The organism is Methanospirillum hungatei JF-1 (genome assembly GCF_000013445.1).
In the GTDB taxonomy this organism is placed as follows: Archaea; Halobacteriota; Methanomicrobia; order Methanomicrobiales; family Methanospirillaceae; genus Methanospirillum; species Methanospirillum hungatei.
In genome coordinates, this window is sequence record NC_007796.1 from 1383975 (window position 1) to 1407528 (window position 23554).

Consider the following 23554-nt stretch of genomic DNA (forward strand, 5'->3'; position numbering starts at 1 on the left):
AGGTGGCCCTGACAAGAAGAAAAGGTTATGGAACGGATATTAAAAATCTAGAAGAGAACTCTGGTTTTTCTGATGGAGAAGATTCTTTACGGTCTCCCAGCTTGAACGCGCAATGACCGGGGGTTGATTATGATGCCTGATGTACTTCGTGAGATAGGTAATTGTTACCGGGTCTGATGGATAGCCACTCCCGATATCACCATATTCCTTGGAGAGTTCTTCTATGATCCGGTCCCGTTCGACTTTCGCTATGATTGATGCGGCTGATACTGGTGGAAAAAGAGAATCGGCTTTATGACGGGCGACGATGGTGCAATCAGGTGGTGAGAATGATGAAACCGTCTCTTCATACCGTTCTTCGCTCACATCACATGCATCAACATATGCGCATGTACAGTTCAGAGGAATGAGAGCCTCTGCATGAGAGCGGGCGACTATCTCATTCATGGTCATTGTCCGGCGGAGCTCATCTATGTCATGTGCAGTCCGGATAACGATCGAAAATGGGAATTGGGCTTTAATATCTGCTGAAATCTTTTCTCTTGATTTCGAGGATAATTTTTTCGAGTCGGCCACTCCAAGTGCGATCAGATCATCCATATCCGTACATCCGACCGCGGCGACCACCATGGGACCCAGAACAGATCCTTTTCCAGCTTCATCAACACCACAGATCATCAATTAAAATTTGAACCGATTGATTGAAAAATCTGATGTAAGTAAAAATCTGACCGCAATTTCAAATGAAAGGAACGTGCAGTAACAGTTCAAAATGTTTAAATATGCATCATGCATACTTGTAGAGGCACAAGCATTCGCCTCAGTGGCTCAGCCGGCAGAGCGCGTCCTTGGTAAGGACGAGGTCGCGAGTTCAAATCTCGCCTGAGGCTTTAATACCCATTTTTTAAGCCCTGAATTGTTGGATTTAAATAGCCTTTCATTTTCTCAAAAATTTTTCTTTATTATACCTTCTGAATTTCCCGAAGGTTCTTCATAAGAAGAAAGATAAATTATTCGTATTTTTTCGTAAATTACAGATGATGTCAGGTCACAAGTTTTGAATGAAAAAATTAGTCTTCTTTGTATGCCTGATTGAAATTTTTTTTGATTTTTTTAAGCGTTTCTTATTCTTACGGATATATCTCTTACTTCTAGCCCAGAGGAAGTAGAGGCAACCTTCCAGAGCATTTTCCTATCAGATCAGACTTCATGTCTTTATCCTAAGTTTTGCCATGGATTACTCAATTAAAATCAGATCACATCCGTCACAGATATAGATTTTCCAAGACTAGAACATTTGAAAAATGGAACACGAATTTTTGTTGTTCTTGTTCCAGTTACACCGTCTTTAAAAAAAAAGAAGTTCACCCCTTTACACCATACCTTTTGTATATCGTGCTTCTGTGACCTACACCATCCACAAGAAGGACTATTCTTGATTTGTCAAGAATCATGATCACCCTGTACTCTCCAACTCTCAATCGATATTGTGGGGGACTGTTCCTATCTTTCATCTTTTTAATATGCGATAAAGGATCATCTCTGATTTTATGCATTGACTGAACAATGTTACGAGAGATTTCAATTGGGAGCTTTGTGAGATCCCGATCTGCTGCCTTTCAATAATGGATTTCATAAATCATGTAATGCCATATTTACGCATTATCTCCGCTTCTGTCAGTGTTTCCCCTCTTTGAAATTCTTCAATGGCTTCTTTTGCCCTGGATGCCCACCCTTCGCAAAGGCTCTCTTCTTCCTGATGTTCTTCAAGAAGCATTGCAATAACATCTTCATATGATTCACCGGGTTTCATTATCTGATTTAACCGTATTTTTAGATCATCTGACACAGAGATAGACTCACACAAGTACGAACAATTAGGGAAGAGATCAGATGTAATTCAAAAACTACCTGTTATCTCAATACGGATATCCAAAATTCTATTACCCAAATACACATCGTGAACGATATATCCGTGCATTGATATCAGGTAATAATGAGAAATTTTCCGAAATGCTTCGTGATTTTTCCGCAATGATATATGATCAATACCATGATGACCTTCAGAGTAACCTTGAAAGGGTTGTTATCCCTGTGAAAGATAAAACCCAAAAGCGGCTCGAGGATTTCTTTTCTGATTAAAATAATTACTTCTCAACTTCAAATACCCGAAATCCTATGTTACCAAAACAATAAATCACAAACAGCCTGATATCCACCTGTGGATATTCCTCGATAAGCCTTTTCCATATCCCTGAACCTGCTGTTCATGTTCAGGTTGGAGTTCAAAGGTTTCAGGAGTCTTATTAAACCGTGAAAATTCAGCCCCGGAATAATATTTAAACTCGATTATCCCCGGAGTCCGGCAAACCGCTCATTGAACTTACCCACAAACTCAAGATCTGATCTTCCCTCCGGATAGGAACGCTCTACATTCCAGGTAAACCAGGGAGACAGGTACCGGCTTTATAATTCATAAAAGGTTGTCCAGTAAAAATTCTCATTAACCTGCATGAAGACGGATTCAGGAAGCTGACCAATATAAAGGCGCCAGTAATCAGAAAAAAACCAGGGGAGATCTGGATGAGAAACAAATTCTCTCATTCTCTGCTCATACTTTTCCTGCCCCAAATCCATGCGGAATATGTCATTAAAATATTCCACTCCCATCTCCTTCATGGAAAGGTCGGGAATTGTTCATGCAAACTCATCCTTCAGGGTTAGAATCCCAAGATAAAAGAGGGAAACGGGGTAAAATGCCGGTTCAAAAAAATCATGCAGAATAAATTGTGAAGATAGTGCTTTCCGACTATATGAAACGATTTCATGAACGGTAAGCCGACTGACGAACCCCTCAAGAATAATTATTTCTACCCCCCTGGACAAAAGTTGAATAATCTTTGATAACCCAATCCTCTCAATTTTTCAGAAGGGCATACGAAAACTCCGGATAAATTAAAATTATTTCCTCGCCGGCTAATGTGCTCTTCTTGTGCTAATTGAACGATGCACACTTATGGGAAGAATTTTTTTCTTCTCCTGATCTGTGACTTCACTCACAGGAACAGGAAAAAGTAAATTAGGGACAGCACGACAAGAAAACGTTAATCGGCTTGTTAACCAGGTTTTGAACGAGAAAAGTCACAAGATCCAGATCTGTTCGAAGGTTTTTATCAAAGAGATTATTTGGGATTGATTTGAGTTGTAGACCGCCGGAGTGCTGGTCTTCACAAAATGGGACCTGTTATACATATTCTTGATAACTTCATCAACCTGATTTCGCGTGGATGGATCAATGCCATAATCACGGTATACCACATCCATGAGGTTATCGACTTCCTCCTGGGTAGAACCAAGCATGTGTTCATAGACCGGATCGAGTGTGATGAACGTGGCAATATTGTATGCAGAACATACATCATCAATGGCGACAGGAAGCACTCCAGTGATGAAAATATTGGTTACAGAACGGTTTGTCTGCCTGCTTTGAGAACTTTGTAATAGGTCCGGAGGAAACTATCCCCGGATGTAATTTCGTAATATAAATGATCGTGGTGTCGGGTTATGAGTTGATTGAAGAAATTGTCATACTCATCTATTATCACATAGACCGGGAGGGCACTTGAGGTTCTTACATGGCCCAGCCAGGTTGAAAGATTCAGTGAGGCGGGATCATCTATCCGGATATCAGGCATATTGGGCAGGTAATCAGAATAAAGAGTCGCAGTCCCAATCAATCGACAGTTACAATAATGGTTAAAATTTTGTTCGAGTTGGTTTTTCGTGTCAGATGAGGATAGTTCAGAGAAATCCAGTTTGAGGACTATGAAGGAGTTATGCGATGGAGTCGGGCTCTTGCCAATCCAAGTGGTTCCAAAGAGCTCTTCAAACCTTGAGGCCTCACGGATGTCATAATAATACTGGAGCCTCGAGCAGAACAGGGATTTGCCAAATCTTCTCGGACGGAGAAAAACCGGGTTTTTATTGCTTCCAGTTTTTCAATGAAATGGGTTTTGTCAATGAAATAACGGCTTTCCTGTATTAATTCAGCATAATTCATTATTCCATATGGTATCTGCCGCTGCATATTGTTCTCCGGATATACTATTCGTGTAATCTTTTTACTATCATATAATTAAAAAGGATGTCGTGTTGAATGATCAAAAAGATTCAGAGATATTTCGAACAGACATATCAGGAGATCTCCGTATTTCATTATTTGTTCAGGGACAGTGTAATTCCTATCTCCTGCTTCGGGTGTTCAGTATGTGACATCATCGATGAGAGATGTATATAGAAGAGATACCAATCGCGTGGCATATCGACAGAATATAATGATCTCACCAGTGGTGGTAAAATTCTCTTGTTTTTTAAAAATAGATATCATTTTGAATTTTGTTAGAAAACTTGGAAATAAATCACACCCTAATCCAATATTCAATCAATTTTCAGTTGTTTATGTAGCAAAGTCCTTTGATATTTTCAGTCAAAAAATATCAGAAAATCGATGTTAATATAAAGTGCCTAAATAGGATTGTGTCAGAAAATATCTTTATTTAGATAAGAGATGAGGAATAGAACTACGATGAACAGGTATTCAGGTGATTTTTATTGAATGACACACATACAAAAACTTTCTTATGGTATCGATACATAGAATTCGTACGCACTCAGGAGGTGTGATATGTACAAACGTGATGATGCAGTATCACCGGTTATCGGTGTTATCCTGATGGTGGCGATCACCGTTATTCTCGCTGCAGTGATTGCAGCTTTCGTATTTGGTATGGCTGGGAACGTCCAGAGCACAAAAAATGTGGCGGCTGTGGCAGAGCAGGTAAACGCAACTGGGATTGTTGTTACGTATCATGGTGGAAAAGACCATCCTGATGTAGCTAATTTATCAATTGGCTTTGCAGGTGCATCACCAACTATCGTAAAATCTTATCCCGATTTGAAGGTTGGAGATGTGTTCCACTCGGTAGCTGGCACATCAGGTAAAGACCGTGTTGTTGCAATTGCCAAATTTAATGATGGAAAAGAGCAGGTAATACTGGATACAACTGTATAACCTTACTTTTTTTCAATTATATTAGCTCAAATTTACTCATATTATGAGAATATCTTAAAAAAATAACTCAAATAAACTAAATTAAAAAAAATGTAAAGATTTTTTGCTACTATACTCGCGAGAAATAATTATGAGACACGTAAATTAATTCAAAAAAGGGAGCATTAACATGTATAATCATAATGATGCAGTATCACCGGTTATCGGCGTTATCCTTATGGTGGCCATCACAGTTATTCTCGCTGCAGTGATAGCAGCATTCGTATTTGGTATGGCTGGAGGTGTTCATAGTGCAAAAAATGTTGCAGCTGTTGCTGAACAGGTTAACTCAACAGGAATTGTTGTGACATATCATGGAGGAAAAGATGTGGGATATGTAACGAATTTGTCAATTACATGGCCAGGAGCTGCCCCCACTATGGTTGCATCCGCCCCTAATTTGAAGGTTGGCCAATCGTTCCATTCAATGACTGGAACATCCGGTAAAGATCGTGTTATTGTTATTGCAAGATTTAACGATGAAAAAGAGCAAGTAATACTTGATACCACAGTCTGAAAGATATTAAGATTGATTTTCCATCTTATCATTTAAATATTAAAACAATATTGCTCCTTACGATTCTCAATATTCTGTTTAGATCTCCCAATCCTGACTTATTGAATTAAAACACAGATTTATGACCACCAAACGTGAAAATGTACACTATTTTAATACTTCATGGCAGGTTCAGAAATATTTCTGATTAGATCATAGTTTCGGTGAAGTTATCTATATACCCTAGAATTTATATATTCCGCTAAAATTAATCACAATGTCCATTTGAACCTAATCGCATTTCCGTAAAAGTTGAACAGTGTGTTCTACTTGAACTGAACACTCTTTCCAGCATTATTGATTAGTTTAAACATCCTTATATGTGAGCATTGAAGTATGCATGATTACAGGGATATTTGTGATATGAATCCCAGAAATCATGTACTGCTATCCCAAAATAATGTGGAAGAACTCCAAGAGCTTCGATTCCTGCATGTCCGCGACTTCCAAATATCCCGTATAATGTCAGTAGTTTGGTTGAGGCAACATGGAGCCAGGATTTCTTTTTACCCACTTTCATGCCCGTTTCATCTGTATGGACGACGGGTGATTCAATCAGCAATTCTCTAATTTTATCCGTGAATCCCTCAAGATTCCCTCCAACCCGTTCAACCATATTGATAACAGTACCTGGACTGATCGAACATCCATGAAGATCTGAAAGGATATGTGTGAGCCTTTTTACTGGGATCAATTGATAAACAGAGAGATAAGCAACATATGCAGTTAAACGAACGCCGTATTGGACTTTTTGAGTGACGTGTCTCGGAAACTCTCCATTTGTGACAGTATGGCAATCAGGGCAGTGGTAAGAAAAGAGACGGTGAGCAATCCATAGGATAGTTGTTGGAGGGAGTTCAGCTTCCTGTCTTTCATCAAGGAATTGTAAAAGCTTAGTTTGAACTGTGGCACCGCATCTTGAACAAACTTTTGGAGCATGTTCTATTATTATGTCGGGCTTTTCAGCTGGCGATAATGTGGTTCCGATATGCCCAATCTGCCCTCCAGGGTTTTTTCCACTCCGAACACGACTATTCGGTATTTTCTTGTGATTTAATGGATTCTTTGATGGGGGAATGCTACTATTCGAACTATTGAGGTTGGAACGATTTTCTAATTCTCGATTCCGGTTTTCTAGTTCATGGTTACGTTCTCGTAATAATTGAATTATTGATATTAAACGAGCGATGAGTTCGATAATGATTGGATGAGATTTTCGGATATGATCCTGTTCCTCATCACTAAATTCCATATTGAAATCTGAATAATAGATTTGTGCTCATATTACTAAGAATTTTCGGCCAATTAAGGACGAATTAGTTGTTGAGAATCAAATGTAATTTATTTTATTTCTAGTATGGCTGGATAGTAACAAGTATTTTATGAATGATTCCATCCCAAACGAGCCTTACTTAATGAAAGATTAAAAACGAAACATAACCAGAGTAAATGATCCTGGTTTAATTAACTTATTGTTTTAACTCTCCCCCTCAGGAAATAGAGTATCGCATTTTTCGAAGATTCAATATTCCTCCTGCATGAGATGAAACATTCATGTGCCGCACCAGTTTGACCCCTCCCCATACCCTGCATTCATGTGATTTTTAGGCATCACAAGAAAACCAAGAACAACTCCTATTCAAATCTTTTCCAGGAGTAACCCGAGTACACCTTATCTCAATCGTAACCGACAGATACGGTTTTTAAAAACCATTACCGGATTTTTACTGACCCTACTGTTTTATGCCATAAACACCATAGAAAACCCTGATGGAGGATGAGAATAGTTTAACGATTTTTTTCCTGTATCAAGTTTCCTTCAGAGAGTGCATACAATACAAATATTCGACAAATATAAATATATATAAATTAATCATTTCTGACCCCCTTATTGAAATAAAAATCTGATGGAAAATACCCTCTTAATACCTTTATATCAAAGAATTTATGCAGACCACTTCAAGATTAAAAAATTTCCTCAAATCGGGCATATTTTTCTATTATTCTCCTAATTCAGACACTCATATCACAACGCTATTGGATGATAAATTGTACCCCCTTAATTTATATGTCCAACCCATGATATGCGAATAGCATTTGTCTATTGAAACATTTTAAATACCGAAATTTACAAGTATTTTGAAATTTATATCAAAATTTGAGTTCAAAATTGATTTTTCAGCGAAAAATATCACATAACGAGAGAAAAAATATACCAGACCATAGAATTTCAGATTTTTCTTTCATAAGAACGGCAATGAAACAAATTTTTTTCCTATATCTGTATGGTATGAGGATATTATAGTGCCCAGCAAAACGTATTGGAATAATCGGTTTGAAAAAAAGATTATTCCAAGACGTGCATTCGAATTGCACTTCATAGGAATAAGTAAAATTTCTGAATTATTTCAGAAAATTTTGCATTATACTATAATATCCACCGGAGTGATAGTGATAGCAGGATATTCAATAATTTGGTGCTGGCCGATTAGATCTTCAGCTTTTTTATCTCTTCTGCTGATAATCCGGTAGCTTTTACAATATACTCATCTTCCAGCCCTAATTTAATGAGATTTCGGGCAATATTTCGTGCCTCTTCTAACTTACCTTTCTCGATTCCTTTCTCGATTCCTTTCTCGATTCCTTTCTCGATTCCCTCCTCTTTCCCTTTCTCAATGCCCTCTTCAACCCCAATCGTATACCATTTTTTACTGATCTTCTGAGTAACGCTCTCTATCAAATTTTCCACCCTCTCCTTGCTCTTGGTATCCCGGATATATTTCTGATGCAACTGTGTATATAACTCCATTGTCGCTGAGAGAATAATATCCTTTGTTTGCTCATCCATTACTCCTTTTTCTTCAAACGTTCCGGTGATTGTTGTAATCTGCTCAATGTCCTGTAACACATCCTGAACAATTGCATCAAATTCTTCCTGGTTCAGGTTTTTCCGTCTGCAGATATGATCAAACCTCTTCCTATACTTCACGAGAACCAGCGGAATTACCAGATAGAGATCCATTTCGCCAAGTTCACATGCGGAGTATGCATACAACCTGAAAACCGGAACAGTATAATGTACTTCCGATTCATTCGGAAAGATGATTTTTACTTTCAGGTCATCCCGAATTCGTTTGTGCTCCTCAAGATATATCACAACCTGATGAGGGATCGATATAATCCGGGAATCATCATCATCCATCTGTGACCGTGATGCACCGATGAGATATCCGTATTTTACCATACGTAAATCCATCATCCCATCATGTTCAGTCTGGATTTCAATGTGAAAGAGGGGATCAGGACCGGTTCCATCATGCACGGCAAGGACAATGTCGGGAAGATGACGGGAAAAGCCAGGGTGGGATATGAATTCTGATGAGACACGGATGATTTCTGCGGTTTCTTTGTTTATTTGAATGGAAAAAATCCGGCAGATAAAATCAAGTAATGCCTGATCAGATGCATCAAATAAGAACTTGGCAGTCTCATCGATCAGAGCACGGGAGTTTTCATGGCTCACCTGAATGAGTGTGTTCAGGGGGCATTTGAAATTTGTGAAATAGTGGCGAAATTATGCCGGAATGAATCATCAATAAATGAAGGAATTATGATGGAAAGGGAACAGAACTTTAATTTACAACGCTTCCCGTTTGATAGTATCGAGCTCATCTGGAGTAAGGCCTGTGGCTTTCAGAATTACTTCATCAGCAGTTCCGATCATTAACAGATTTTTTGCTACGATCTTAACACCTTCGGCAATACCTTCACGTTTTCCTTCTTTAATCCCGATCATATGCCATTTTTTACTGATCTTCTGTGTGACGCTCTCTATCATATTCTCTACCCTCTCCTTACTCTTACTATCACGGATATATTTCTGATGCAGCTGTGTATATAACTCAATTGTCGCTGAGAGAATAATATCCTTTGTTTTCTCATCCATTACACCATTTTCTTCATACGTTCCTGTAATTGTTGTGATCTGTTCAATGTCCTGCAATACATCCTGAACAAGTGCATCAAACTCTTCCTGGTTCAGGTTTTTCCGTCTGCAGATTATATCAAACCTCTTTCTGTACTTTACCAGAACCAGCGGAATTACCAGATAGAGATCCATTTCGCTAAGTTCATATGCTGAGTATGCATACAACCTGAAAACCGGAACAATATAATCTACTTCAGATTCATCAGGGAAAATGATCTTTACTTTCAGTTCATCACGTATCCGCTTATGCTCCTCAAGGTATATCACAACCTGATGTGGGATTGAGATAATCCGGGTATCATTATCATCCATCTCTGACCGTGACGCACCGATGAGGTATCCGTATTTCACCATTCGGAGATCCATCATCCCGTCATGTTCAGTCTGGATTTCGATGTGAAAGAGGGGATCAGGACCGGTTTTGTCATGCACGGCAAGGACGATGTCGGGGAGATGGCGGGAAAAGCCAGGGTGAGAGATGTATTCTGAAGAGACACGGGTGATTTCTGCAGTTGCTTTGTCTATGTGAATCGAAAAAATCCTGCTGATAAAATCGATTATTGCATGATCTGGTGCATCAAATAAGAATTTGGCAGTCTCATCTATTGCAGCACGGGAGTTATCTTGACTCACCCGAATGAGTATGTTCAGGGGGCATTTGAAATTTGTGAAATAGTGGCGAAATTATGCCGGAATGAATCATCAATAAATGAAGGAATTATAATGGAAAGGGAACAGAATTTTAATTTACAACGCTTCCCGTTTGATAGTATCGAGCTCATCTGGAGTAAGGCCTGTGGCTTTCAGAATTACTTCATCTGAGGTTCCGATCATTAACAGATTTTTTGCTACGATCTTAACACCTTCGGCAATACCTTCACGTTTTCCTTCTTGTCTTCCTTCTTGTCTTCCTTCCTGCCTTCCCTCCTCAATCCCGATCATATGCCATTTTTTACTAATCTTCTGTGTGACGCTTTCTATCATATTCTCCACCCTCTCCTTACTCTTCCTATCACGGATATATTTCTGATGCAACTGTGTATATAACTCAATTGTCGCTGAGAGAATAATATCCTTTGTTTTCTCATCCATTACACCTTTTTCTTCATACCTTCCTGTAATTGTGGTGATCTGTTCAATGTCCTGCAATACATCCTGAACAAGTGCATCAAACTCTTCCTGGTTCAGGTTTTTCCGTCTGCAGATTATATCAAACCTCTTTCTGTACTTCACAAGTATCAGCGGAATTACCAGATAGAGATCCATTTCGCTAAGTTCATATGCTGAGTATGCATACAACCTGAAAACCGGAACAATATAATCTACTTCAGATTCATCGGGAAAAATGATCTTTACTTTCAGTTCATCACGTATCCTCCTATGCTCCTCAAGGTATATCACAACCTGATGTGGGATTGAGATAATCCGGGTATCATCCTCATCCATCTGTGACCGTGACGCACCGATGAGGTATCCGTATTTCACCATTCGAAGATCCATCATCCCGTCATGTTCAGTCTGGATTTCGATGTGAAAGAGGGGATCAGGAACGGTTTTGTCATGCACGGCAAGGACGATGTCGGGGAGATGGCGGGAAAAGCCAGGGTGGGATATGTATTCTGAAGAGGCACGGGTGATTTCTGCAGTTGCTTTGTCTATGTGAATCGAAAAAATCCGGCTGATAAAATCGATTATTGCATGATCTGGTGCATTAAATAAGAACTTGGCAGTCTCATCTATTGCAGCACGGGAGTTATCTTTACTCACCCGAATGAGTCTGTTCAGGGGGCATTTGAAATTTGTAAAATGGTGGCGAAATTACGCCGGAATGAATCATCAATAAATGAAGGAATTGTGAAAAAAAAGGAACATAACTTTAATTTACAACGCTTCCCGTTTGATAGTATCAAGCTCATCTGGAGTAAGGCCTGTGGCTTTCAGAATTACTTCATCTGCGGTTCCGATCATTAACAGATTTTTTGCTACGATCTTAACACCTTCAGCAATGCCTTCTTCTTTACCTTTCTCGATTCCTTTCTGAATGCCCTCCTCAATCCCGATCATATGCCATTTTTTACTGATCTTCTGTGTGACGCTTTCTATCATATTCTCCACCCTCTCCTTACTCTTCCTATCACGGATATATTTCTGATGCAACTGTGTATATAACTCAATTGTCGCTGATAGAATAATATCCTTTGTTTTCTCATCCATTACACCTTTTTCTTCAAAGTTACCGGTAATTGTGGTGATCTGTTCAATGTCCTGCAATACATCCTGAACAAGTGCATCAAACTCTTCCTGGTTCAGGTTTTTCCGTCTGCAGATTATATCAAACCTCTTTCTGTACTTCACAAGTATCAGCGGAATTACCAGATAGAGATCCATTTCGCTAAGTTCATATGCTGAGTATGCATACAACCTGAAAACCGGAACAATATAATCTACTTCAGATTCATCGGGAAAAATGATCTTTACTTTCAGTTCATCACGTATCCGCTTATGCTCCTCAAGGTATATCACAACCTGATGTGGGATTGAGATAATCCGAGTATCATTTTCATCCATTTGTGACCGTGACGCACCGATGAGGTATCCGTATTTCACCATTCGAAGATCCATCATCCCGTCATGTTCAGTCTGGATTTCGATGTGAAAGAGGGGCTCAGGACCGGTTTTGTCATGCACGGAAAGGACGATGTCGGGGAGATGGCGGGAAAAGCCAGGGTGGGATATGTATTCTGAAGAGGCACGGGTGATTTCTGCAGTTGCTTTGTCTATGTGAATCGAAAAAATCCTGCTGATAAAATCGATTATTGCATGATCTGGTGCATCAAATAAGAACTTGGCAGTCTCATCTATTGCAGCACGGGAGTTATCTTTACTCACCCGAATGAGTCTGTTCAGGGGGCATTTGAAATTTGTGAAATGGTGGTGAAATTACGCCGGAATGAATTATGATGGAAAAACCCGGGTAGGAGGTCTAATTTACAACGCTTCCCGTTTGATAGTATCGAGCTCATCTGGAGTAAGGCCTGTGGCTTTCAGAATTACTTCATCAGCAGTTCCGATCATTAACAGATTTTTTGCTACGATCTTAACACCTTCGGCAATACCTTCACGTTTTCCTTCTTGTCTTCCTTCTTGTCTTCCTTCCTGCCTTCCCTCCTCAATCCCGATCATATGCCATTTTTTACTGATCTTCTGTGTGACGCTTTCTATCATATTCTCTACCCTCTCCTTACTCTTCCTATCACGTATATATTTCTGATGCAGCTGTGTATATAACTCAATTGTCGCTGAGAGAATAATATCCTTTGTTTTCTCATCCATTACACCTTTTTCTTCATAAGTTCCTGTAATTGTTGTGATCTGTTCAATGTCCTGCAATACATCCTGAACAAGTGCATCAAACTCTTCCTGGTTCAGGTTTTTCCGTCTGCAGATTATATCAAACCTCTTTCTGTACTTCACAAGTATCAGCGGAATTACCAGATAGAGATCCATTTCGCTAAGTTCATATGCTGAGTATGCATACAACCTGAAAACCGGAATATTATAATCTACTTCAGATTCATCGGGAAAAATGATCTTTACTTTCAGTTCATCACGTATCCGCTTATGCTCCTCAAGGTATATCACAACCTGATGTGGGATTGAGATAATCCGGGTATCATTTTCATCCATCTGTGACCGTGACGCACCGATGAGGTATCCGTATTTCACCATTCGAAGGTCCATCATCCCGTCATGTTCAGTCTGGATTTCGATGTGAAAGAGGGGCTCAGGACCGGTTTTGTCATGCACGGAAAGGACGATGTCGGGGAGATGGCGGGAAAAGCCAGGGTGGGATATGTATTCTGAAGAGGCACGGGTGATTTCTGCAGTTGCTTTGTCTATGTGAATCGAAAAAATCCGGCTGATAAAATCGATTATTGCATGATCTGGTGCATCAAATAAGAACTTGGCAGTCTCATCTATTGCAGCACGGGAGTTATCTTTACTCACCCGAATGAGTCTGTTCAGGGGGCATTTGAAATTTGTAAAATGGTGGCGAAATTACGCCGGAATGAATCATCAATAAATGAAGGAATTGTGATGGGAAAAACCCGGGTAGGAGGTCTAATTTACAACGCTTCCCGTTTGATAGTATCAAGCTCATCTGGAGTAAGGCCTGTGGCTTTCAGAATTACTTCATCAGCGGTTCCGATCATTAACAGATTTTTTGCTACGATCTTAACACCTTCAGCAATGCCTTCTTCTTTACCTTTCTCGATTCCTTTCTCGATTCCTTTCTGAATGCCCTCCTCAATCCCGATCATATGCCATTTTTTACTGATCTTCTGTGTGACGCTTTCTATCATATTCTCCACCCTCTCCTTACTCTTCCTATCACGGATATATTTCTGATGCAACTGTGTATATAACTCAATTGTCGCTGAGAGAATAATATCCTTTGTTTTCTCATCCATTACACCATTTTCTTCATACGTTCCTGTAATTGTGGTGATCTGTTCAATGTCCTGCAATACATCCTGAACAAGTGCATCAAACTCTTCCTGATTCAGGTTTTTCCGTCTGCAGATTATATCAAACCTCTTTCTGTACTTCACAAGTATCAGCGGAATTACCAGATAGAGATCCATTTCGCTAAGTTCATATGCTGAGTATGCATACAACCTGAAAACCGGAACAATATAATCTACATCAGATTCATCAGGGAAAATGATCTTTACTTTCAGTTCATCACGTATCCGCTTATGCTCCTCAAGGTATATCACAACCTGATGTGGGATTGAGATAATCCGGGTATCATCCTCATCCATCTGTGACCGTGACGCACCGATGAGGTATCCGTATTTCACCATTCGGAGATCCATCATCCCGTCATGTTCAGTCTGGATTTCGATATGAAAGAGGGGATCAGGACCGGTTTTGTCATGCACGGAAAGGACGATGTCGGGGAGATGGCGGGAAAAACCAGGGTGGGATATGTATTCTGAAGAGACACGGATGATTTCTGCAGTTGCTTTGTCTATGTGAATCGAAAAAATCCTGCTGATAAAATCGATTATTGCATGATCTGGTGCATCAAATAAGAACTTGGCAGTCTCATCTATTGCAGCACGGGAGTTATCTTTACTCACCCGAATGAGTCTGTTCAGGGGGCATTTGAAATTTGTGAAATGGTGGTGAAATTACGCCGGAATGAATTATCAAAAAATGAAGGAATTGTGATAAAAAAAGGAACAGAACTTTAATTTACAACGCTTCCCGTTTGATAGTATCGAGCTCATCTGGTGTAAGGCCTGTGGCTTTCAGAATTACTTCATCAGCAGTTCCGATCATTAACAGATTTTTTGCTACAATCTTAACACCTTCGGCAATACCTTCACGTTTTCCTTCTTGTCTCCCCTCCTTAATCCCGATCATATGCCATTTTTTACTGATCTTCTGTGTGACGCTCTCTATCATATTCTCTACCCTCTCCTTACTCTTCCTATCACGGATATATTTCTGATGCAACTGTGTATATAACTCAATTGTCGCTGAGAGAATAATATCCTTTGTTTTCTCATCCATTACACCATTTTCTTCATACGTTCCTGTAATTGTGGTGATCTGTTCAATGTCCTGCAATACATCCTGAACAAGTGCATCAAACTCTTCCTGGTTCAGGTTTTTCCGTCTGCAGATTATATCAAACCTCTTTCTGTACTTCACAAGTATCAGCGGAATTACCAGATAGAGATCCATTTCGCTAAGTTCATATGCTGAGTATGCATACAACCTGAAAACCGGAACAATATAACCTACTTCAGATTCATCAGGGAAAATGATCTTTACTTTCAGTTCATCACGTATCCTCCTATGCTCCTCAAGGTATATCACAACCTGATGTGGGATTGAGATAATTCGGGTATCATTTTCATCCATCTGTGACCGTGACGCACCGATGAGGTATCCGTATTTCACCATTCGGAGATCCATCATCCCGTCATGTTCAGTCTGGATTTCGATGTGAAAGAGGGGCTTAGGATCGGTTTTGTCATGCACGGCAAGGACGATGTCGGGGAGATGGCGGGAAAAGCCAGGGTGGGATATGTATTCTGAAGAGACACGGGTGATTTCTGCAGTTGCTTTGTCTATGTGAATCGAAAAAATCCTGCTGATAAAATCGATTATTGCATGATCTGATGCATCAAATAAGAACTTGGCAGTCTCATCTATTGCAGCACGGGAATTATCTTGACTCACCCGAATGAGTATGTTCAGGGGACATTTGAAATTTATGGGATCGTGAGGATTTATACAAGAATAAATATTAAAGTAATTGAGATAAATACTCACACTAAATGAGAAGAAAGGGAGAGATTATATCCCAATTTTACCAGATTATATATTATATCCGAAAACATTCTTTCATCATGTATCAGGCTTTATAACGATGTTCAGAATATAGCCGATACCCCTCCATCCCTTTGAAAACAAATTCATCCAAATACTTTTCCATATATTTTCGGTTCAGCATATTTGCAGGTATTGGGCAGGATATATCTCCGTCATATTTCTGATAAATATACAGGACAACTTCATCTCCAGGTTTGATGTACCCGTTTTTCAGATCGATTACGATACTCTCTTTATATGAGAAATATAATCCCTTGCACCCGGAGCCACCTATGTATTTGACACCATAATGGTGAGAGGGAATAAAATTATGGCCGTTAAGGGAATAAATGCATGCAAGCAACTCCTCATCATTGACAAATATTTTTGCCCGGAGTTTATCATTTTCAAGATCTTCCTTCCCGAATGAACGTATGGTTACCTGACTTTCAAATTTTGTCCCATGGTTTACTCCAATGATTTGAATAATTGGAGGTGCCAGTGAGTCATCACCCGGAAAAAAGTTTAAGAATCCCAAAAGGTACGCAAGAAGCAGAACCCCGGCAATAATTACAATTGCAACCAGGAGAATATTTCCATGAGAGGATGAATCTGCTTCATCATATCGCATTTTAAGCCGTATTAGTTTCATTTTAACAGGATAATTTCTTGATATTTCTTCTCAGTGGGTTTTCATAATTTGAGAGGGTATGATTTTATACCAACCCTGCATCGCCATCTTGCAATATTGAAGAGAATTTAAATCATTCAACAATCAAATCCAGTTTTTTACTGGAAGTACTATTTCTGAACATGATCTGGTGAGATACCAAATAAGTACCAGGAGATGTATACGAATGATTCATTGGTCTACCGTAAGTAATTGATCCATCGCCATAACTCCAGGATTCCCACAAAGAATCCGGATAATAATCTGATGTAAACATGATCTCCCGTGTGCCATTTTCTGTTACACTACTCACATTGAATTCAGCCCAATACGGGGAGATTTTTCGGTCTGATATGAGCCTGATAGTATGATCTGATTGCACTGACTGAAGGGTCCAGGAAATATTCACCGGAATTGTATCATTATCAACCTGAAGATATGAAGGTGTGAAATCCTTATGCGACACGAATTCGAATGGAACATCTGATCCTCGTTTCACCCGTATTGTTCCATTCGGCATAATTATCCCACCATATTCAGCGGTTACATACAAATTGCAGAATTCCGGCTCTTTCGTAGGAAGAGGGGTTGGAATGACGGTTGGAAATGGTGTTGGATGAGGATCATTTTTAGAAAAATCTACAAATACGCTGTGATTGGTAATAATATCAGTTAATAATAATTCGTTCAGAGGTCCCTGAAGTGTGGTATCAAGATAGACATTTTGAATTCTGTATCCAGAATCCTGTTGAATATGAATCCTGAGATCAGAATGAACAGGTACCTGAATGAGACCATTCGGGATTGTGGAACCACCCTGGCCCGCTGTTATATGAATATCATGTTTTTGCTTTGATGGTTCGCATATCTGAAAGATAATTTTCTCATCTGACACCTGGTTATCAGGATTGACAACATGAACCAGATATGAACCAACCGGTACATGGGACAGGTCAAAAGAACCCTGAACACACGTCCCGTCCGCAACTGTGATTGTGGGACTGATATTTACCAAGGTAATGGTATGTGATATGTCCGTAATATGAATGCTACACCCATCGGTAAAGCCGGAACCGGTTACAGACAACGACAGACTCGAGTCACCTGCTATCCCAGAAGAGGGATGAACCGAATAAACTACAGGAACAGGAAGTCTGACGGTGAAGATTACATCATCAACACTCTCCTGACCATCAGGGTTCTCAACATACACACCATACGAACCAGCACCGGCTCCGGTTAAATCAAATAAACCAGTAACCACCTGACCTTCATCAGACACAACTGTAGAACTCAAATTGGTGATCGAAGAACCACTCACCAGATCACGAAGATGAATAGAACACCCATCGGTGAAACCGGAACCAGTTACAGACAAAGAAAGACTTGAATCACCAATCAGACCAAAAGGGGGATTGACTGAAACTGCCGTAGGAGCAGCGTGTTTCACCGTGAATGTAATTTCATCATCACTCTCCTGACCATCAGGGTTCTCAACATACACACCATACGAACCTGCACTGACTCCGGTTAAATCAAATAAACCATTAACCACCTGACCTTCATCAGACACAACTGTAGAACTATAGTTGGTGATCGACGAACCACTCACCAGATCACGAAGATGAATACGACACCCATCGGTGAAACCGGAACCGGTTACAGACAAAGAAAGACTTGAATCACCAATCAGACCAAAAAGAGGATTGACTGAAACTGCTGTAGGAGCGGCGTGTTTCACCGTGAATGTAATTTCATCAACACTCTCCTGACCATCAGGGTTCTCAACATACACACCATACGAACCAGCACCGGCTCCGGTTAAATCAAATAAACCAGTAACCACCTGACCTTCATCAGACACAACTGTAGAACTATAGTTGGTGATCGACGAACCACTCACAAGATCACGAAGATGAATACGACACCCATCAGTGAAACCGGAACCGGTTACCGAAATATCCAAAGCACCATCGCCAATTCTTCCAATATTTGGGTTAATCCCGGTAACCATCGGAGGAGGACCATACACAACAAAATACACCTCTTCTTGGGATATCTGGTCATCAGTATTCCTGACTCGTACCAGGTATCGGTCCCCACCGTCCAACCGTCCGGTAAAAGAACACTGAATTGAATTCAATAGAACAGAGCTTACAGTCGCAGGGAAAATTTCACCTCCCTTGCTTTCCATCTCTACCGTACATCCGGACATGAATCCGCTTCCTGTTATCATACAAGAAAACGGTCCTTCCCCCAGATGACCTATACCCGGAGATATACTAACAACATGAGGGGAGGTTGCAAATAAAACTTTAAACTGCATTTGAGACGCATAACTTGCAGGTTTCGTGGTTTTGATGACAATTGTATATGGGCCGGGTTCTATAGAAATTAATGAAAAGGTAACAGCAAGTTCTGTGTCTGATCTCACCACTATCTTCGAGCAGGTATAGCGCTTTGTTACCGATTGATCCAGCAGTATATTTGAGATCTGCTCTGATTGAAATCCGGTTCCATGAAGGGTAATTATAACCTGACCAGTATTTATCGCGGACTCCGGGCTGAAGGAAGTAATAACCATCTCCGCAGTAACCGAATTGATGAAAGAAAGCCATAAAACAATCAGAATTATAAATAGCTGAAGACATCTACGATTCACTTTCATTTAATGAGCCGAGATGATAGGAAATGTAAGAATATGAATCTCTCGATTTTATATTAATGATAGAATGTCAGGATTAATATATTATGGCAGAGGAAAAATTAAAAAAATTATCCCAACTCAAAGGTAGTGACACCAAAAATTTCATTGAGAGGTAAAGCAGGAGCCATTTTCGTATACATCCGGGCTGTCCCGAATACCTCCACCATTGATCTTTCTTGTGCCATGCGGACCGCTGCAGTATTCGGTTCAGGAGTATCGTAAAATATTACCTCCCCAGGAATAGGTGCAGTAAGCCCTTCAAATATCTCATTGGCAATATCCGGAGTATCTGCGAAAATGGGGCCAATTTTGTACCCCTCATAACACTTTCGAATCACTCCGTACCCGGATATTTTCTCATCTTTATCCAGTTTTACAAGAGCGGTTGCTTCTGGCTGATGAATCCATTTTTCAAGAAATACTCTTCTCTCTACCGGAAAATGAGCAGTGTCATATGCCAGTAGCTCTTCAAAGGGAACATCCTGTGAAGATATAAGGTCGGGTTGCTCTATCCCAGCTGCAACCCCCTGCCATCTGATATTCCGGTACGCAAACCGAAGACCCATCTTCTCAGTATACTTATCCTGCATCTCATACACCCCGTCGACACCGAAATTTCTATCTCCTGCATGAGCGAAAATGGCGGAACAAATATCCCATCCGATTCCATGATGCCGGCAGTTATCCTTTACAATGTAAAACCCACCAAAACAGAAAGTTTCATCATAATTTGTCGCTACCCCGACCCCGATAACTTCACCATCATAATCTGCACAGAACCAGCCGGAGGGATCCACCTGGTAGTGACATGCTCCATCATGAAGACCAGGGTTCCAACCCTCTTCCCGTGCCCATTCGATGGGAATATTCACCTCATCTTCTCGTAAATTCCTGATCACATATGAAACTCTCATAATTATATACGGATAACAATGATGAAATAGGTATTAAAACCGGTGGATTCAATTTGATCTGCCCATCCTCTTCAACTCCCAAGAATACTATTCTATGCTGGCAGGTTCAATGCACCAGTACCAGGATGTGACAAGCATGATACATGACCTGATCCTCGTTATTCATAACTTCCTTGTGCCAATAATATTCATAATTAACATCATTTTTGCTATTACCGTCGTATTTATTGAGCGGAAAAACCCCACAACCACAATTGCATGGCTGATGGCCCTTCTGCTTCTCCCTGTCATCGGATTTGTGCTTTATCTCTTCATAGGACAGAGTTTTTACCGGGATCGGATGTTTCATGTGAAGAAAGAAGATGATGATGAATTGACTCAAATTATCGAGTCACAAAAAAAAGAGCTGTTTGTACATTCAGTCCCAGCTACACATCCCATTTCTGATTCATATAAGCGAATGATGTTGATGCTCATGGAGAGCAATAAGGCACCGGTAACAACAAGCAATAATGTGAGGGTTTTTGTTGATGGGAATGAAAAATTCAAAGCACTTATTGAGGCTATACAGGGTGCCAAAGATCACATCCACATGGAGTATTACATCCTGAAGGATGATGGAATCGGAAATGAAGTCTTTGCTGCACTTACCGAACGGGCCAGGGCAGGAGTTACCGTCAGGTTCCTTGGAGACGGACTTGGGTCAGCAGGGCCTCGGAAATCATTCTATGAACCATATCTGAATGCAGGAGGAAAACTGGCGTTCTTCTTTCCATCACTGATGAACATCTCTCATCCACGTCTGAACTACCGGAATCACCGAAAGATAGCAATTATTGATGGAAAAGTAGGATTCATTGGGGGATTTAATATCGGTGATGATTATCTGAGCAGAGTCCCGGAATGGGCACCCTGGCGGGACACAGCAGTTCAGGTTACCGGTCATGCAGTTCTTGCCATGCAGATACGGTTCTTCCTTGACTGGAATTATGCAGCGAAAGAGGATAAGGTGGAATATGCTGCACGATATTTCCCGGATGAGGGAGCAATGGAAGATGCATGGCTTCCAGTACAGATCGTATCAGGTGGGCCGGACACCTATTGGAACCCGATCAAAGAATCATATCTGAAACTGATTACCCTGGCATCAGAATCGGTGTACATTCAGACACCCTATTTCATACCGGATGAGAGTATTATGGATGCTCTTCGGATGGCGGCTCTTTCAGGAATTGATGTCAGGATCATGATGCCGGCAAAGCCTGATCATATGTTCGTATACTGGGCAGGGTATTCTTACATTGAACAACTTCTGGATGCAGGAGTCAGGGCATATACCTATGATACCGGGTTTATTCATGCAAAAACGATAGTTGTTGATGAGGCTGCTGCATCGGTAGGAAGTGCAAACTGGGATGTTAGAAGTTTCAGACTGAACTTTGAAACAAATGCCATCATGTATGATCATAAAATTGCACGGGAATTAAAAGAATACTTTTTGGCAGATCTCAATGTCTGTTCAGAACTCACAGCGGAACGGTTTGCAAACATGCCAAAAAAGATAAAATTAAAACTATCGATATCACGACTCTTCTCACCGCTCCTCTGATTTTTCCTCTTTTTCACCAGAGAGATTTTCGCAAAATCTACCTCTGCATGAAGATATTCGGTGAGACATTCTTCTTTTATGCACAGAATAATGTGCAAGAAGCCGTGTGGCTGAATAGGGGACAAAGCTCCAGGCAATAACACCGGCCGTCGCTCCTTTTGCAAGGTAACTACCCGGTTTCCCGATAACTATGTTCTTTCTTTTTCGTATGCCGTCCAGGAACTCATCGGTTGAGTCAGCTTGTACAGCGGTAACCACATTACCAACATCTGAAAGGATGTGAGCATCAGACCCGCCGGTAAAGGGAATGATATGGTTTTGGGCATAGGTTATCGCTTTCTGGTTCAGACTTCTTATCATGCCCCCACATATCACCTCAATGCCATCAATATGACTTAAAACACTGGGAATCATTTTTTTCTCCACGCATTTGAGAACCCCACGATTTATGCCATAATAGCCGTACGGATGAGCAGCAATCCTCAGGCAGTCAAATGGTTCAGCAAGATGCAGACATTCCATGACCGGCAGATTTTGGAGAAGACCCGGACTGTATTCCACCCTTTTTTGAGAGAAAATCTTAAAGAAATCCTCCATATCACCGGAAGAATAAAAATAAAAAAGCAGATGGGGGCCCTCCTCAGTTTCAAGCTCAATGCCAGGAATTACCAGGACATCAGACGAGTGGGATAGTGCATCAAGAGACCCGCTGATCTCATTATGATCGGTGATTGCAACTCCAATGTTCCTTTTTTTAGCATACGTGAGAAGGTCAGATATCTTCGTCATTCCATCAGAATGATTCGTATGCAGGTGCATGTCAACCGGGTAATAGCCCTCTGAAATCAGGTGAGAGATGTCAGGTGTACAACACCGGATTACATCCCCCTGTACATAATTGTTCATGATGAAATACCCTTGATAGATCTGAATACCTGAAATTCAGCTGTTTTATTACCTTTATTATTACACATATTCCCCCATATAGAGTTCCTGGGTTTTTATCCATGGAGTCACGAAAATCAGAATAATCGGAGACAGAATACTACAAACAGCCAGATTCACTAAAAACCACCCAATCATAGTCATCATAATCTGATTGATCTCAATTATGCCCCCATATGCAAGCGTATACGAACCCCAGACCGCCCCGGCAATATTGTTTATCATGACTCCAAAAATGAAGAAAATCATAAGATCACGCCTGGTTGAAAGAGCCGGATCTGCATGAAAGTATCGGAATGCCACATATGGGATGAGTGCCTGCCATAAATCAGCAAAAGACCAGTATAAGGAGACATCAACCGGAAGACCACTTAGGACTCCTGCACCAATAACACAACCGGTATATGCAGCCAGAACACCCCATATTCCAAACCAGAGGGCAAAAACTATCATGAAAGCGACAATCAGGTAAAATGATGAGACTCCGGTCACTATCGGATATGAAAAGACAAAATATTTGGCTCCGAGTGAGTTGATACAGACAAGCAGGAAAAAGAGAGATAGGTAAATAATAAAAGGGGGACGGGTGAATGAATCGACAGGATAGAGCCGTACTGCTGGTTTCACAGAATAGTAATTATGTAAGAAGCGAATATAAACAATTA

The 23554-nt window shown here is 40.5% G+C and carries 19 protein-coding genes, 1 tRNA gene and 2 pseudogenes; 4 read left to right on the plus strand and 18 right to left on the minus strand.

Annotated elements, in window-relative coordinates; genetic code table 11:
- Positions 1-39 precede the first annotated feature (39 nt).
- Positions 40-678 (minus strand): ribonuclease HII, encoded by a 639-nt coding sequence (gene rnhB, locus MHUN_RS06380; protein WP_011448240.1) that lies wholly within the window; start codon positions 676-678, stop codon positions 40-42.
- Between the two features lie 139 nt (positions 679-817).
- On the opposite strand from rnhB, the gene MHUN_RS06385 reads away from it, so the two are divergent.
- Positions 818-890 (plus strand) — tRNA-Thr (locus MHUN_RS06385).
- Between the two features lie 474 nt (positions 891-1364).
- Here MHUN_RS06385 and MHUN_RS19960 read toward each other — a convergent pair.
- The 4 genes and pseudogenes from MHUN_RS19960 to MHUN_RS18195 all read right to left on the minus strand — a co-directional run.
- A pseudogene (locus tag MHUN_RS19960) lies at positions 1365-1604 on the minus strand (type II toxin-antitoxin system RelE/ParE family toxin); the annotation flags it as partial.
- A 35-nt stretch (positions 1605-1639) separates the two neighbouring features.
- The gene (locus tag MHUN_RS18190; RefSeq protein ID WP_158498176.1) at positions 1640-1849 is read right to left on the minus strand and encodes a hypothetical protein; all 210 of its coding nucleotides are present in this window, start codon (positions 1847-1849) and stop codon (positions 1640-1642) included.
- A gap of 1292 nt (positions 1850-3141) precedes the next feature.
- Positions 3142-3441: an AAA family ATPase gene (locus MHUN_RS06400; RefSeq protein WP_048067332.1), complete on the minus strand. Its 300-nt coding sequence runs from the start codon at positions 3439-3441 to the stop codon at positions 3142-3144.
- A 20-nt stretch (positions 3442-3461) separates the two neighbouring features.
- Positions 3462-4087, minus strand: a pseudogene (locus MHUN_RS18195) (AAA family ATPase).
- Positions 4088-4684: 597 nt separating this feature from the next.
- Here MHUN_RS18195 and MHUN_RS06415 point away from each other — a divergent pair.
- Complete coding sequence (locus MHUN_RS06415) at positions 4685-5071, plus strand: type IV pilin (RefSeq protein WP_011448241.1); 387 nt, start codon at positions 4685-4687, stop codon at positions 5069-5071.
- A 169-nt stretch (positions 5072-5240) separates the two neighbouring features.
- The gene (locus MHUN_RS06420; RefSeq protein WP_011448242.1) at positions 5241-5627 is read left to right on the plus strand and encodes a type IV pilin; all 387 of its coding nucleotides are present in this window, start codon (positions 5241-5243) and stop codon (positions 5625-5627) included.
- Between the two features lie 355 nt (positions 5628-5982).
- Here MHUN_RS06420 and MHUN_RS18200 read toward each other — a convergent pair whose 3' ends face one another.
- The 11 genes from MHUN_RS18200 to MHUN_RS06475 form a co-directional block, all read right to left on the minus strand.
- Positions 5983-6918, minus strand: coding sequence for an IS66 family transposase (locus MHUN_RS18200; protein WP_011448243.1), 936 nt, complete (start codon positions 6916-6918; stop codon positions 5983-5985).
- 1236 nt (positions 6919-8154) lie between these two features.
- Positions 8155-9189, minus strand: coding sequence for a hypothetical protein (locus MHUN_RS17320; protein WP_011448244.1), 1035 nt, complete (start codon positions 9187-9189; stop codon positions 8155-8157).
- 114 nt (positions 9190-9303) lie between these two features.
- Complete coding sequence (locus MHUN_RS06435; protein WP_011448245.1) at positions 9304-10287, minus strand: hypothetical protein; 984 nt, start codon at positions 10285-10287, stop codon at positions 9304-9306.
- A gap of 114 nt (positions 10288-10401) precedes the next feature.
- Entirely contained in the window at positions 10402-11421 is a 1020-nt protein-coding gene (locus MHUN_RS06440; RefSeq protein WP_011448246.1) for a hypothetical protein, read from the minus strand.
- A gap of 114 nt (positions 11422-11535) precedes the next feature.
- The gene (locus MHUN_RS06445; protein ID WP_011448247.1) at positions 11536-12543 is read right to left on the minus strand and encodes a hypothetical protein; all 1008 of its coding nucleotides are present in this window, start codon (positions 12541-12543) and stop codon (positions 11536-11538) included.
- A 99-nt stretch (positions 12544-12642) separates the two neighbouring features.
- The gene (locus tag MHUN_RS06450) at positions 12643-13662 is read right to left on the minus strand and encodes a hypothetical protein (RefSeq protein WP_011448248.1); all 1020 of its coding nucleotides are present in this window, start codon (positions 13660-13662) and stop codon (positions 12643-12645) included.
- 119 nt (positions 13663-13781) lie between these two features.
- Positions 13782-14801, minus strand: coding sequence for a hypothetical protein (locus tag MHUN_RS06455; protein ID WP_011448249.1), 1020 nt, complete (start codon positions 14799-14801; stop codon positions 13782-13784).
- 115 nt (positions 14802-14916) lie between these two features.
- Positions 14917-15912 carry a hypothetical protein gene (locus MHUN_RS06460; protein ID WP_048067334.1) on the minus strand — a complete coding sequence of 332 codons (996 nt, stop codon included), beginning with the start codon at positions 15910-15912 and terminating at the stop codon, positions 14917-14919.
- Between the two features lie 175 nt (positions 15913-16087).
- Positions 16088-16696, minus strand: a complete 609-nt coding sequence (locus tag MHUN_RS06465) for a hypothetical protein (RefSeq protein ID WP_011448251.1) — start codon at positions 16694-16696, stop codon at positions 16088-16090.
- A 112-nt stretch (positions 16697-16808) separates the two neighbouring features.
- The gene (locus MHUN_RS06470) at positions 16809-19298 is read right to left on the minus strand and encodes a PKD domain-containing protein (protein ID WP_143709387.1); all 2490 of its coding nucleotides are present in this window, start codon (positions 19296-19298) and stop codon (positions 16809-16811) included.
- Positions 19299-19489: 191 nt separating this feature from the next.
- Positions 19490-20335 (minus strand): GNAT family N-acetyltransferase, encoded by an 846-nt coding sequence (locus MHUN_RS06475; protein WP_011448253.1) that lies wholly within the window; start codon positions 20333-20335, stop codon positions 19490-19492.
- 94 nt (positions 20336-20429) lie between these two features.
- On the opposite strand from MHUN_RS06475, the gene cls reads away from it, so the two are divergent.
- A complete protein-coding gene (cls, locus tag MHUN_RS06480) occupies positions 20430-21944 on the plus strand; it encodes a cardiolipin synthase (protein WP_239441580.1) in 1515 nt (504 codons plus the stop codon).
- Here cls and MHUN_RS06485 read toward each other — a convergent pair.
- Together MHUN_RS06485 and MHUN_RS06490 are read right to left on the minus strand one after the other, a co-directional pair.
- Entirely contained in the window at positions 21930-22850 is a 921-nt protein-coding gene (locus MHUN_RS06485) for a PHP domain-containing protein (RefSeq protein ID WP_011448255.1), read from the minus strand. The two genes, cls and MHUN_RS06485, sit on opposite strands and share 15 nt — an antisense overlap.
- Positions 22851-22910: 60 nt before the next feature.
- Positions 22911-23516 carry a membrane protein gene (locus tag MHUN_RS06490; protein WP_011448256.1) on the minus strand — a complete coding sequence of 202 codons (606 nt, stop codon included), beginning with the start codon at positions 23514-23516 and terminating at the stop codon, positions 22911-22913.
- Positions 23517-23554 lie beyond the last annotated feature (38 nt).